At 63.1% G+C, this 13013-nt stretch carries 14 protein-coding genes; 1 reads left to right on the forward strand and 13 read right to left on the reverse strand.

Going from position 1 to position 13013, the window contains the following annotated elements:
- Positions 1 to 8 precede the first annotated feature (8 nt).
- The 9 genes from FJ434_RS10700 to FJ434_RS10740 form a co-directional block, all read right to left on the reverse strand.
- Positions 9 to 476: a cytochrome c-type biogenesis protein gene (locus FJ434_RS10700; RefSeq protein WP_140746757.1), complete on the reverse strand. Its 468-nt coding sequence runs from the start codon at positions 474 to 476 to the stop codon at positions 9 to 11.
- On the reverse strand, positions 473 to 2458 hold the full coding sequence (locus FJ434_RS10705) for a heme lyase CcmF/NrfE family subunit (RefSeq protein ID WP_140506062.1): 1986 nt from the start codon (positions 2456 to 2458) through the stop codon (positions 473 to 475). The genes FJ434_RS10700 and FJ434_RS10705 overlap by 4 nt, the downstream gene beginning before the upstream one ends.
- A 32-nt stretch (positions 2459 to 2490) precedes the next feature.
- Complete coding sequence (gene ccmE, locus FJ434_RS10710; RefSeq protein ID WP_140717067.1) at positions 2491 to 2934, reverse strand: cytochrome c maturation protein CcmE; 444 nt, start codon at positions 2932 to 2934, stop codon at positions 2491 to 2493.
- A gap of 8 nt (positions 2935 to 2942) precedes the next feature.
- A complete protein-coding gene (ccmI, locus tag FJ434_RS10715; RefSeq protein ID WP_140746760.1) occupies positions 2943 to 4082 on the reverse strand; it encodes a c-type cytochrome biogenesis protein CcmI in 1140 nt (379 codons plus the stop codon).
- A gap of 124 nt (positions 4083 to 4206) precedes the next feature.
- Positions 4207 to 4647 (reverse strand): hypothetical protein, encoded by a 441-nt coding sequence (locus FJ434_RS10720; protein WP_140506068.1) that lies wholly within the window; start codon positions 4645 to 4647, stop codon positions 4207 to 4209.
- A gap of 184 nt (positions 4648 to 4831) precedes the next feature.
- On the reverse strand, positions 4832 to 6265 hold the full coding sequence (locus FJ434_RS10725; protein ID WP_027143932.1) for an ATP-binding protein: 1434 nt from the start codon (positions 6263 to 6265) through the stop codon (positions 4832 to 4834).
- Positions 6249 to 6914 (reverse strand): response regulator transcription factor, encoded by a 666-nt coding sequence (locus tag FJ434_RS10730; RefSeq protein ID WP_140506070.1) that lies wholly within the window; start codon positions 6912 to 6914, stop codon positions 6249 to 6251. Before FJ434_RS10730 ends, FJ434_RS10725 begins: the two co-directional genes overlap by 17 nt.
- An 85-nt stretch (positions 6915 to 6999) precedes the next feature.
- On the reverse strand, positions 7000 to 7299 hold the full coding sequence (locus FJ434_RS10735; RefSeq protein WP_140506072.1) for a hypothetical protein: 300 nt from the start codon (positions 7297 to 7299) through the stop codon (positions 7000 to 7002).
- Between the two features lie 170 nt (positions 7300 to 7469).
- Complete coding sequence (locus FJ434_RS10740; protein WP_027143935.1) at positions 7470 to 7877, reverse strand: DUF3168 domain-containing protein; 408 nt, start codon at positions 7875 to 7877, stop codon at positions 7470 to 7472.
- 308 nt (positions 7878 to 8185) lie between these two features.
- Here FJ434_RS10740 and FJ434_RS10745 point away from each other — a divergent pair, with 308 nt between their 5' ends.
- Positions 8186 to 8974, forward strand: a complete 789-nt coding sequence (locus tag FJ434_RS10745; RefSeq protein WP_140717061.1) for a fumarylacetoacetate hydrolase family protein — start codon at positions 8186 to 8188, stop codon at positions 8972 to 8974.
- Here FJ434_RS10745 and FJ434_RS10750 read toward each other — a convergent pair.
- The 4 genes from FJ434_RS10750 to FJ434_RS10765 form a co-directional block, all read right to left on the reverse strand.
- The gene (locus tag FJ434_RS10750) at positions 8971 to 9777 is read right to left on the reverse strand and encodes an ABC transporter permease (protein ID WP_140506075.1); all 807 of its coding nucleotides are present in this window, start codon (positions 9775 to 9777) and stop codon (positions 8971 to 8973) included. The two genes, FJ434_RS10745 and FJ434_RS10750, sit on opposite strands and share 4 nt — an antisense overlap.
- A complete protein-coding gene (locus FJ434_RS10755; RefSeq protein WP_140746763.1) occupies positions 9777 to 10610 on the reverse strand; it encodes an ABC transporter permease in 834 nt (277 codons plus the stop codon). Before FJ434_RS10755 ends, FJ434_RS10750 begins: the two co-directional genes overlap by 1 nt.
- Before the next feature lie 22 nt (positions 10611 to 10632).
- Positions 10633 to 11745: an ABC transporter substrate-binding protein gene (locus FJ434_RS10760; protein ID WP_140747193.1), complete on the reverse strand. Its 1113-nt coding sequence runs from the start codon at positions 11743 to 11745 to the stop codon at positions 10633 to 10635.
- Positions 11746 to 11821: 76 nt separating this feature from the next.
- Positions 11822 to 12916, reverse strand: coding sequence for an ABC transporter ATP-binding protein (locus FJ434_RS10765; RefSeq protein WP_140746766.1), 1095 nt, complete (start codon positions 12914 to 12916; stop codon positions 11822 to 11824).
- Positions 12917 to 13013: the final 97 nt, after the last annotated feature.

Genomic DNA, 13013 nt, shown 5'->3' on the forward strand with positions numbered 1-13013 from the left:
CTGGGCTGTCAGTCGCGGTGCAGGATCGCGTCCAATGTCGCCTGCTCGTCGGCTGACAGGGATTTCGTCGCCAGCGTCCGGTGCGATCGCGCGCTTAGAGCGATAAATACGCCTCCCACCAGCAGCAACAGAACCGGCGTGCCCCACAGCAACGCGTTGCGCAGGTCGAAACGCGGCTTCAGCAGCACGAACTCGCCGTAGCGGGAAACCACATAATCCATCACCTGCTGGTCGGTATCGCCGGCAACAAGGCGTTGTCGCACCAGGATACGCAGGTCGCGAGCAAGGTCGGCGTCGGATTCGTCGATCGACTGATTCTGGCAGACCATGCAGCGCAAGCCTTCCGACAGCGCCCGCGCCCGCGCCTCGAGTGCCGTGTCGGCCAGCATCTCGTCGGGCTTCACCGCCAGCGCCGTGCCGACGAAGAGCAACGCCAGCAGCAGGACAATCGATGTCAGTGAAAACCTCGCCCTCATGGCAGGCCCGCCGGCGCCACCGCCTGCTTGCGACGGCGCGATGGCGCGCCGACACGCAGGCGTCTGTCCATCAGCGACATGGCCGCACCCGCCATCATCACCAGGCCGCCGCCCCAGATCAGCGTCACCAGCGGCTTCCACCACAGACGCACCACGACCGAGCCGTCCTTGCCCTCGTCGCCGAGCGAAAGGTAGAGCTGGGAGAGGCCGATGGTCTTGATGCCGGACTCCGTCGTCGTCATCTGTCGCACGGGATAGAAACGCTTGGCGGAGCTGATTTCGCCGATTGGGCTGCCGCTGACGCCGATCAGCTCGAAGCGGCCGCGATCCTCGCTGTAGTTCGGTCCCTGCGCGGGGTAGAGCCCGACGAAACGCACCGTGCGGCCGGAGATTTCGACGATTTCACCGGCATGCATGGACAGTATCTTCTCCGTGCCGAAGCAGAGCGTGCCGACGATGCCGAGCACGGTCAGGCCGAGGCCAAGATGCGCGAAAGCGGTCCCGAAGACCGAGCGCGGCAAACCAACCAGGCGCCTGACCATGATCGGCGCGGCGGCATTGCCTAACCCCGCCTTGACGGCGAGGTCGGTCAGCGCGCCAAGGATCAGCCAGACGGCAAGGCCGACGCCAAGCGCGGCAAGCACCGAAGCGCCGTCGATGAACAAGGCCGTGACCAGCGTTGCCAGAAGGGCGGCCGCAAACGCCACCATCAGACGCTGCGCGACGCCAAAGACATCGCCGCGTTTCCAGGCCAGCAGCGGCCCAAAGGGAACCATCACCAGCAGCGGCACCATGAGCGGGGCGAAGGTGAGGTTGAAGAACGGCGCTCCGACCGAAATCTTGTCGGCCGAAAAAGCCTCGACCGCCAACGGATAGAGCGTACCGACCAGCACGGTGGCGGTCGCCGTGGTCAGGAACAGATTGTTGAGGACGAGCGCCCCTTCGCGCGAAATCGGATGGAACAGGCCGCCTGCCGTCAATTTCGAGGCGCGCAGCGCAAACAGTGCCAGCGAGCCGCCGATGAACAACGTCAGGATGCACAGGATGAAGACGCCGCGCGTCGGATCGGTGGCAAAGGCGTGGACGGAAGTCAGGACGCCCGAACGCACCAGGAAGGTGCCAAGCAGCGACAGCGAGAAGGTCAAAATGGCAAGCAGCAGCGTCCAGATCTTCAACGCTGAGCGCTTTTCCATGACGATGGCCGAATGCAGCAGCGCGGTGCCCGCCAGCCACGGCATGAAGGAAGCGTTTTCGACCGGATCCCAGAACCAGAAACCGCCCCAGCCGAGCTCGTAATAGGCCCAGTACGATCCCATCGCGATGCCGCCGGTCAGAAACATCCAGGCGACCAGCGTCCATGGCCGCACCCAGCGCGCCCAGGAGGCATCGATGCGCCCCTCGATGAGGGCCGCGACCGAGAAGGAAAAGCAGATCGAGAAGCCGACATAGCCGAGATAAAGCAGCGGCGGATGAATGGCGAGGCCAAGATCCTGCAGGATCGGGTTGAGATCACGGCCTTCGATGGGCGCCGGATTGAGCCGGATGAAAGGATTGGACGTCGCCAGGATGAACAGGAAAAAGGTAGCGCCAATGGCGCCCTGCACCGCAAGGACGTTGGCACGCAGCGTCGCCGGCAGGTTGGAGCCGAAAGCGGCGACAAGCGCGCCGAAGAAGGTCAGGATCAGCACCCAGAGCAGCATCGAGCCCTCATGGTTGCCCCAGGTTCCGGTGATCTTGTAGATCAGCGGCTGCAGCGAATGCGAGTTCTCCCAGACGGTCGCCAGCGAGAAATCGGAGCTTGCATAAGCGCTCGCAAGTGCGGCGAACGACAGCGCCGTCAGGGCAAAACCGGTCACCGCGACCGGACCGCCGACTGCCATCAGGCGCTGGTTATTCAGCCGCGCGCCAAACAGCGGCACGACGGTCTGCACCAGCGAAAGCGCGAACGCCAGAACCAGGGCGAAATGTCCGGTTTCAACCATTCCCGCTACTCACCCTTGCTCTCTCGCCAGAGTTACTCACTCTTGCTCTCCTGCCAGACACCCTTGGCCTTCAGCCCGTCGGCAACTTCCTTGGGCATGTAGCGCTCATCATGCTTGGCCAGGACGCTGTCGGCGACAAAGACACCGTCGGTGCCGAAGGTGCCCTCGGTGATGACACCCTGCTCTTCGCGGAAAAGATCGGGCAGAATGCCGGTATAGGTAACCTTGACCGATTTGTGGGTATCGGTGACCGAAAAGGCAACCGTCGCGCCCTCGCCACGCTGGATAGTGCCTTTTTCGACCAAACCGCCGAGCCTGATGCGCTGGCCGGGCTGCACACTGGCCGAGGTCAGATCGGCCGGCATGTAGAAATAGGACGCCTTCTGGCCAAGCGCGTAGAAGGTCAGGCCGGTGGCGGCGGCGAGGAAAGCCAAGCCGCCCACAATCACCGACAATCGTTTCTGCTTGCGCGTCATGTCAAGTTCTACTCCGTCGCCGTCAAGCCGAGCGAGGCGGCAAAGGCGGTGAATTTCCTGGCTTCGTCACTGTCGGCCCCAAAGACCGCAATGGCGCGGCCCAGCGCATCGCGTGCCTGATCGGTCTTGCCCAGCACGACATAGGAACGAACCAGCCGCATCCATCCTTCCGGGTCGCGCGGATTTTGACGAAGTTTGTCGTCGAGGCCGGCGACCATGGTGTTGATCATGGCTTCCCTGTCCTGCGGCGACATGGAGGATGCCGCATCGAGACCGGCGGCATCAGGGCCTTTCGCGGCCGCGCCGGGAGCGACTTCGGGGCCGCCGGATTTGGCCAATGCCTGTTCGACTGCGCCGCGCCATGGCGAATCCGGCGGCAGCGTACCAAGCATCGCCTGCCAGGCCGCGGCCGCTTCCTTGCCGCGGCCCTCCTGCGCCAACGCCATGGCCAGATAGAAGCTGGCTTTCGCATTGGCCGGGTCAAGCTTCAAGGCCGCCTCGAAGGCATCCTGGGCATCGGCCGAAACAATACCGCCCGCGGCACCGGCGATCGCCTCGCCGAGGCCGGCCTGGCGGATGGCGCTGTCGCCGTCGAGGCGTATGGCGTTGCGGTAGGCCGCCGCGGCGTCGGCAAAGCGCTGCATGCGCAGATAGACCGGCGCCAGCACGTCCCAGCCTCTCCCATCGGAAGGATTGGCAGCAAGATGGGCTTCGGCGCGCGCTACCAGCTCATCGACCGAACTGTCGGCGGGGTTCTTGGCCAGCCGGTCGCTGAGCGGCTGCGACGGCAGGTCAGGCGAGCCGATCTGGCTGTAGAGCCCCCAACTGACCAACGGCACCGCCAGCACGGCGACGGTCGCAACAAGTCGTGCCGTGACCGATGCCGACCTGCCGGACGTCTCGCCGGCCGGATCAGCATTGCCCAGGCGAAGGATGCGGCGGGCGATCTCGGCGCGCGCCTCGGCCGCTTCAGCGGGCCCGATCAGGCCACGTGCGGCGTCGCGGTCGAGTTCGGCCAATTGGTCGCGATAGACTTCCAGATCGTGATCGCCGCTCGATGGCGCGCCCTTGGAGGCCCCGGCCAGCGGCAAAAGCACCGCCAGGCTAGCGCCCAGCGTGAGAATTGCGGCTATGACCCAGAACAGCATGGTTCTTCCAATAACGGCAGAGCCCTGCCCTGCCAACACAGGCATCCTGCGACGCTTTGACGGCAGGCACGCCGAATGTCCTTGATCGACATCAACTGACCGGATCGCAACCGGACCCGGTTGGCTAGGTCAATGGCGTCCAACTGCCGTCGGCATTGCGGCAGGCCGTTCCGTGCGCCGTGACACTGGCGCTGCCGGTGAATACCGTCTGCGTGTACTGGCGGCAATCCTGCGAACCAACGCGGTAAGGCTGGGCTGGAACCACCTCGCCATGGCGCGACGCCTGATCGCCCTTCCACGCCACCTTCTGGCCGCTCGTCGTATATTCAAGCGCCTTGTATTCGGCCTCGAGCGCGCTGCGCTTTTCGGTATCGTTCAGGCCATTGCCGATCGACCCGCCAATGAGACCACCGCCCATGGCGGAAATGATGGACTTGGTGACAACCTTGCCGCTGGCCGGAGGCGTCGAGGCCGGTGTCGCCGGCACGGTCGGGCCCTTGCCGCTCAAGGTGGTGCAGCCCGATACGGCCAGCAAGGCGGAAACAAGCGCGACGCGAATCTTCATGCCAACAACCGGTATTCCTGAGTTCGAGCCTGCCATGGATGCGCGGGGAGCATCATCTGAGAAGTGGGCGTGGCCATAGTGTTGATATTTGCCGGAAATTTGGCCGCCGCCGGCCAGTCCGAGGTCAATCGATATGCCGCCATAGCATGGGCCGCCCGTCGGTGTCGATTGGCCTGGGGAAACGTCACTGAAGGCTCCGCAATCGCACCACTGCCTTTAATCCACCCATGCCGGACCGTTCCAGCACCAGCCCGCCTCCATATTCGTTGACGAGGTCGGCGACGATGGCGAGGCCCAGACCCGTTCCAGGCTTTGTCTCGTCCAGGCGGCGTCCACGCTTCATGGCTTCGCGCGCCTTGTCTTCGGGAATGCCAGGGCCGTCGTCGTCGATGCTGATCTCGAACAGGTTGTCACCGCTGCTGGCCAAGGGCGCAACCGTAACCGACACCGCGCTCTTTGCCCACTTCATCGCATTTTCGAGAAGGTTGCCAAGCAGTTCCTCGAGGTCCTCGCGTTCGCCGGCAAAGATGAGCTCGGCCGCGGGCAACGACAGCGACAGACTGGTCTGCGGGTTGAGCTTCTGCAATACGCGCACCATGCGCTGCACCAGCGGTGCCACCGGCGTGCGGTAGACGACGCTGTCGCGCTGCGCCGCGACGCGGGCGCGCTGCAAATAATGGTCGATCTGCTTTTGCATGGACGCGGCCTGCTCGGCGATCAACTGTCCCTTGGCGCCGCCAAGCGCCCGGCCCTCGTTGAGCAGAACGGCAAGCGGTGTCTTCAGCGAATGGGCGAGATTGCCGACCTGCGTCCGCGAGCGCTCGACAATGCGTTTGTTGTTTTCAATCAACGCGTTGGTTTCGTTGGCTAATGGTTCGATCTCGGCCGGGAAGCGGCCGTCGAGCCTCTGCGCGGTGCCCTCGCGCACCATGGCAAGTGCGTTCCGGACCCTGCGCAGCGGCTGCAGCCCGAGCAGGATGGCGATGGCGTTGATGGCGATCATGCCGATGCCGAACAGGCTGAGATAGGTCAGCAAGCGGCGCTGGAAGGTTCCTATTTCCTGCTCCAACTCGGTCTTGTTGCCCATGACGCGGAAGCGCGCGGCGCGGTTCTTGGCATCGAGAACGAATTCGCTCTCGAACACTACCAGTTCCTCGCCATTAATGCCTTGCGCGGCATAGCTGCGCTGGAAATTGGCGTTGAAGGGAACATCCGCCACGTCGGGCGACGGGATGGTCCGGGTCATGGACGAAGAATGAAGATCGCCATGCACGCCTTCCGAGGCGGGCTCGACGGACCAGTACCAGCCCGAATTCGGTTCCGAGAAACGGAGGTCGCCAAGATCGGGGGAACCGGTCAGCGCACCGCTGTCGGAAATGCCGATGGAGCCGATCAGGTTGAACAAATGCGCCGACAGCAAACTGTCGAAGCCCCGCTCGCTGGCCTGGCGGTAGAGCGTGGTGATCAGGGTGAAGATGACGACCAGGGTCAGGATCGCCCACACGGTGGAGAAGGCGATGACGCGGAACGTCAGCGAACGCGGCCAAGCGCGCAGCGAAAGCCGTCTGCCCACGGTTGAGTTGGTAGCGAGCGGTTCCGCCTTACGCCTCCGGCTCACGCATGCGGTAGCCCATGCCGCGCACGGTTTCGATCATGTCGATGCCCATCTTCTTGCGCAGCCGCCCGACAAAGACTTCGATGGTGTTGGAATCGCGATCGAAATCCTGGTCGTAGAGATGCTCGACCAGTTCGGTGCGCGAAACGACCTCGCCCATGTGGTGCATCAGATAGGCAAGCAGCCGGAATTCGTGCGAGGTCAATTTCAGCGGCATGCCGGCGACATCGGCCTTCGAAGCCTTGGTGTCGAGACGCAGCGGCCCACAGGTCAGTTCCGACGAGGCGTGGCCGGCGGCGCGGCGGATCAGGGCCCTGACCCGCGCCAGCACCTCCTCGATGTGGAACGGCTTGGTGACGTAATCGTCGGCACCGGCATCGATGCCGGACACCTTGTCGCTCCAGCGGTCACGCGCGGTCAGGATCAGCACCGGCATCTTGCGGCCGCCGCGACGCCAGCGCTCGACCACGCTGATGCCGTCCATCTGCGGCAGGCCGATGTCGAGGACGACGGCATCGTAAGGCTCTGTGTCGCCGAGGAAATGGCCTTCCTCGCCGTCGAAGGCCCGGTCAACGACATAGCCGGCATCGATCAGCGCATCCGAAATCTGCCGGTTGAGATCCTTGTCATCCTCGACAACGAGTACGCGCATGCGGGGACCAATGCCTGTTGAGGTTTCAGATATAGGCCGATTCCGCCGGCCTGGGAACGGAGCCCTGTAGGAAGGGAAGACTGCGTCAGTTCTGTGGAACGACGATTTCGGAGCGGCGCGGACGCTGCCCGTCCTTGCCGGGCACGAGCACGACGATGACGCAGACCGGCTGGCCGCCACGCGTCGACGCCGAAGCCTTGGCGAGTGTTCCGCCATTCTGCTGGGCCACCTGCTGACCGATCGCATAACAGTCGGATGCGGCCAGGACGATCGGGCTGGGCTGGTCGGGCCCGATCACCGGTATCGCCATTGCCTGCGACGCAAACAGCCCGGCGGCACCAAGCGCCAGGGTCGCGGTTCGGAAATGGGAGCGAAGCGTTTTCATGACCGGCGTTCTAACGCGTCGGTGCTGAACGTGAAATGAACGGTGAACGGCCCTGAAACCATGCTCGCCACACCCCTGCAACGCGAGACAGACAATCTGGATTTCACCGCCCCACCAGTGAAACCCGCGAAAACCAGTTTAGACTCCGTTTCGGTGAGATTGAAAGCGCGTCAGGCGTTTTCCTGCGTCAGCGCTCGGAATCGCAGCAGACCATGATGGACAAGCAGTTCCTCATCATAACGCGCCTCGCTGAATTCCAGCGACAGCCGCGTCTGGCCACGCGGGCCGATCACCAGCACCGCGTCGGCAAGGCGTGCTTCGATGGCGGCCATAATGGCAAGCGTTTCGGCTTCACCATGGGCCTTCGACCAGACATGCAGCGTGATCAGTTGGTCATCGTTGTTCTCAGCGCCAGTATGCCAGTCGAAGGCCGAGGTCTGTCCTGAAGTCACATAGGGAAAGGCGACGTTGTCGGTTGGCCGCTCGAGCAGTCCGGCGCCGCCCAGCAGCGCCGACAGCGAAGCATCGCTTTTCAACCTGAGGAACAGGGCCTGCTGCAAATCACCGGGCGCGGTCATCGTCCATTTCCTCAAGCCGTTGCGCGACTGGCAATGCTTTCCCAAAGCCTGTCCGTGTCCGCATCCCTTCGCAGATATAGCGGTTCGCCACGCGAAGACGATGGCGATTCGTCATCGGAATGATGAACGCCTATGATCTCGAAAATACGACTTGCCGACAATCTCGTCAGCCGGCGCGGTAGAGCCTCGCAAATGAATCATGAGCGTGGTCACGTGGTCTTGCCATATATAGGCTGGTGCCTACGATGGAATGTTCCTTGCAGGCGTGGCCGGACAGAGGGCATGTTCCCGATTTTCGGGAGTTGACCATGCTCGATCCAGAAAAGGCCAGGGCCGCGTCGCATCTGCTGGTAAGTCATTGGGACAAGGGCACCCATCTCGCCACCATACCTGAGGAGCTGCGGCCGAAGACGCGGGCCGAAGGCTATGCCATCCAGGCCCATGTCATGGATCGTTCGGCGGCCCCGCTTTTCGGCTGGAAGATCGCGGCAACCAGCCTTGCCGGTCAAAGGCATATCAATGTCGACGGCCCTATGGCCGGGCGCCTGCTGGCAGAGAAAGCGGTCGAGGTTGGCGGGACCGTCTCGCTGGCGACAAGCAAGATGCGGGTCGCCGAGGTCGAATTCGCTTTCCGATTCGGCCGCCAGGTCCCACCTCGCCCGGCACCTTATGAAATCGCTGAAGTGATGGATGCCGTGGCGACCTTGCACCCGGCAATCGAAATACCGGATTCACGCTATGACGATTTCTGCGCCGTCGGCGCGCCGCAGCTGATAGCGGACAATGCCTGCGCCAATCTCTTTGTCATCGGCCAGCCCACGCAAGACGAATGGCGCGACGTGAATCTCGCGGAGTACCCGGTGACCGGTCTTGTTTCGGGCAAGTCGCGGCACGACGGAACCGGCGCGGCTGTCCTCGGCGATCCCCGTATTGCGCTCACATGGCTGGTCAATGAGCTGTCGGGTCTCGGTATAGCGCTTCAGCCGGGCCAGGTGGTGATCACCGGCACTTGCTTGACGCCGATACGCGTCGAGGCCGGTGACGAAGTGATCGGCGATCTGGGCAGGTTTGGCAAAGTCTCGGTGCGGTTTGTCTAATGCTCGCCGCGCTGCCTGACCGCGAGGCTCCTCACCGCCAGAACCAGCACCGTGATGATGATCAAAATCACCGAAAGCGCCGCGATCGCCGGGTCGATGTTGTCGCGCAGGCCCATCCACATCAGGCGCGGCAGCGTGATGGCATTGACCGAGGTGATGAACAGGGTGACGCCGATCTCTTCCCAGGAGAGCACGAAGGAGAGCAGTGCCGCGGTGACGATGCCGAACTTGATGTTAGGCATGATGATGCGCGTGGCGCGTTCCCCCACGCTTGCGCCAAGGCCGCGCGCGGCAAGGTCGATGCGGCGGTCGAGCTGGCTGAGCGAGACCAGGATCAGCACGGTCGCGAACGGCACCGTCATCACCGAATGCGCCATGGCAACGCCGAGCCAGGTGTCGTAGCCGAAGAAGGAACTGACGCCGGAGATCGAGGTGAGCAGGAAGTAGAGCGTGATCGCCGAAACCACGGGTGGCACCACCATCGGCAAAAGCACAAAGCCGACCAGGGCTGCCGTAAAGCGCGGCTGGAACATCCATACACCAAGGCTGAAACAAAGCGCCAGTACAGTTGAAATGGCGCTGCTGACAATGCCGATGCGGATCGAAAGCAGAATCGACTGGAGCCAGCGCGGATCCTCAATCAACGACCGATAATGGCGCAGCGACAATTCACCCGTCGGCATCGCCAGCATGCGGCTAGGCGTCAGCGATACCGGAATGACGGCGAGCAGCGGCATAAGCAGGAACAGCGCCACCAGGGCGGCGATAACCAGCGAGACAGGACCGGGGCGATAAGTCGGCATCAGATAAGCTGCTTCGGTCTGACATAACGGAACAAGAGCGCCATCAGCGCGCCGACGAACAGCACCAGCACTACGCTGATCGCAGCTCCCAGCCCCCAGTCCGGGCTCTGGAATATCCTGAGATAGATCAGCTCGGCGATCATGACGCTGCGGCCGCCACCGAGAATCGCCGGCGTTACGAAGAAGCCGAGCGAGAAGACGAACACGATCATCGCGGAGCCGATAACACCGGAGCGCGTCATCGGCACGAACACCGTCCAGAAGGTGCGCATGCGGCTGGAGCCGAGGCCGCGCGCTGCCAGCAGCACACGGTCGTCCAGGCTGCGCATGGCCGAAGCCAGCGGAAAGACGGCGAACGGAATGAGGAAATGGGTCATACCGACAATGACGCCGAACTCGTTGCGCACCAAAGTCAGCGGTTCGGAGATGAAACCGATCGACTGCAGCCAGGTGTTGATCAGGCCGCGATTGGACAGCAGCGCCACCCAGCCGAAGGCTCGCGTCAGCACCGAGATCCAGAACGGCACTAGGATACAGAATTCGGCGATGAGGCGCTGCGCCGGGCTGCCGCGCACCCAGACCACCGTGATGGCATAGGCGGCGGCGACTGACACAACTGTGACAATGGCGGCGATGCGCAGCGTGCGGATGAACACCGACTGCACCAGATCGTCGGTGAGCAACGCCTTGTATTGGCCAAGCCCGGGCGTCGGCAAGGTGAAGCTCCACTTCACCACGCCGAAAAACGGCCAGGCATAGGCAAGGCCGAGAAACAGGAGCAGCGGCGCCATCAACAGCGCCGCGCCCATCCTGTCGGAGAGAACGCCTCTCATGTCAGTTCAGCATCGCCGCCGGTCAGGCGGAGATGATCTTGGTGTATTCGTCGAGTGCCGCACCGTAGTTCTTCGCGTACCAATCCATGTCGAGTGCGATCTGCTTCTTCATGTTCTCGGGATCGACGGGGTTGATGCGCCTCTTGTCGGCAGGGATCAGCGAATCGGCCGCCGGATTGGCCGGACCCTGGCCGAGCTTGTCGAACATCACCAACTGCTTTTCCGGATCCTGTGCGCTGGCGATGAACTTCATCGCAGCATCCTTGCCGCCGGGGTTGTTCTTGAGCACGGCCAGCGCGCCGGGCGAGATCAGGCCCTGGTCCCAGACGAACTTGATCTTGCCGCCGGAATCCTGCTCGATCAACGAGGCGCGCGTCGACCAGACGATCGCCATCGAGGCTTCGCCATTGAGCAGCACGCTCTGGCTCTCGGCGCCGCCGCCCCAATAGGCGACGACGTTTTCCTTGAAGGCTGATATCTTGTCGTGCGCCCGCTTCAAGTCGAGCGGATAGAGCGAAGCCGGCGCGATACCGTCGGCCAGAAGGGCCGCTTCCCAGCTCGAGACGCCCCATTTGTAGAGGGAACGCTTGCCCGGGAATTTCTTCACATCGAAGAAATCGGCCATGCCGGTCGGTGCATCCTTGCCGTATTTCTCGGAATCGTAGGCGATGACATAGGAGAAGAAATAGGTCGAGGCGGCATAGTCCCAGCCGAAGCCCGGCCGCATCTTCTTCTTGTCGACGATGTTGTAGTCGATCGGCTCGAGCATGCCTTGCGCGCCGAGCGTAATGGCCGAGAACGGGTCGACGTCGACCAGGTCCCAGGTCGGGGCGCCGCTTTTAAACTGCGCGGCGATCGCGCCTTCGGTCGGGCCCGAGCCGTCCATCTTGACGGTGATGCCGGTTTCCTTGGTGAAAGCCTGGCCATAGGCCGCGTCATAGGCCGTGATGGCGTCGCCGCCCCAGTTGACCAGCACAAGTTCCTTCGCAGCGGCGAATGCGCCGCTCGAACGCAGCAGCATTGGCGTGCCGGCGAGCACGAGCGCCGCCAACTGTGTGAACTGGCGGCGCGAAATCTCGCCGCGTCTCGTCCTTTCGGACAGCGTTTCGATGGCCTGTTTTTTGGTGTCGTTCATGTTCATGTCAGTTCCCCTTTGTTTTTGTTGATTTTAATTACGGAAGCCGGTGCGGCGGATCAGGCCCCACTGGCGCTCATTGTCCTCCGTCCGGAAGGAGGAAACCCTTTTCCGCCGGCCATGTCAGCCAGATGGAATTGCCCTTGCTGAGAGCAGCCGCCGCGACCTCGTTGGGCACCGAGACGGTTACTTTGGCACCCTGGCGGGTGGTGAGGTCGAGCTTGGTTGCCGCCCCCAGATAGGTCGAGGCGATCGCCGTCGCGGCAATGCCGTTCTCTCCGGCGGCGGCCTCGCGCGCTATCGACATGTGTTCGGGCCGGATTGCCAGGATGGCGTTGGCACCGACAGTCGCCCGATTGCCGCGCAGGCTGACGGCGCGGTCCTCGCAAAGGCCGGTGGCCCCGTCATCGGCGCTGCGCACGCCTTTCAGCGGCAGCATGTTGATCTCGCCCAGGAATTCGGCGACGAAGCGATTGGCCGGCCGATCGTAGACCTCGTCCGGCGCCCCGACCTGCAGCAGTTTGCCATGGTTGAAGATGGCGACGCGAGACGACAGCGCCAAGGCCTCGCTCTGGTCGTGGGTGACGAAGACGAAGGTGGTGCCGGTCTCCTGGTGCAGGCGCTTCATCTCGGCCTGCATCTGGCCGCGCAGGCTCTTGTCCAGCGCTGAAAACGGCTCGTCGAGCAAAAGCACGCCCGGCTCGAACACCAGCGCGCGGGCAAGTGCGACGCGCTGCTGCTGGCCGCCGGAAAGCTGCGACGGCAATTTCTTCTCGTGGCCGATCAGACCGACGCGCTCGATCATCTCACCGACGCGCTTCTTGATCTCGGTGGCCGATTTCTTGCGGACCTTGAGCGGGAAGGCGATGTTGGCCTCGACGCTCATATGCGGGAACAATGCATAGCCCTGGAACACCATGCCGGCGGCACGCTGCTCGGCCGGGCGGTCGGTGATGTCGGCGCCGTCGCTGAAAAGCCTGCCCTCGGTCGGCTGCACGAAGCCGGCCAGGATCATCAGGAAGGTGGTCTTGCCGGATCCGGAAGGGCCAAGCAGCGTCAGGAACTCGCCGCGACCAATATCGAGCGTCAGATTGTCCAGCGCACGGAACGAGCCGAAGCTCTTGCCGATCCCGATTGCCTTGATCTCTGCGGCCCGGCCGGGTTGCTGCATCCTGCCTCTATCCTTACCGTTGAGCCAAATCGTAGGCAGGGCCGAAGCTCACCGCAACCGAATAGTTTTCGCCTGATCGGCAAATTTCATTCATCTA

The sequence above is a fragment of the Mesorhizobium sp. B2-5-13 genome (assembly GCF_006440535.1).
Taxonomy (GTDB): Bacteria; Pseudomonadota; Alphaproteobacteria; order Rhizobiales; family Rhizobiaceae; genus Mesorhizobium; species Mesorhizobium salmacidum.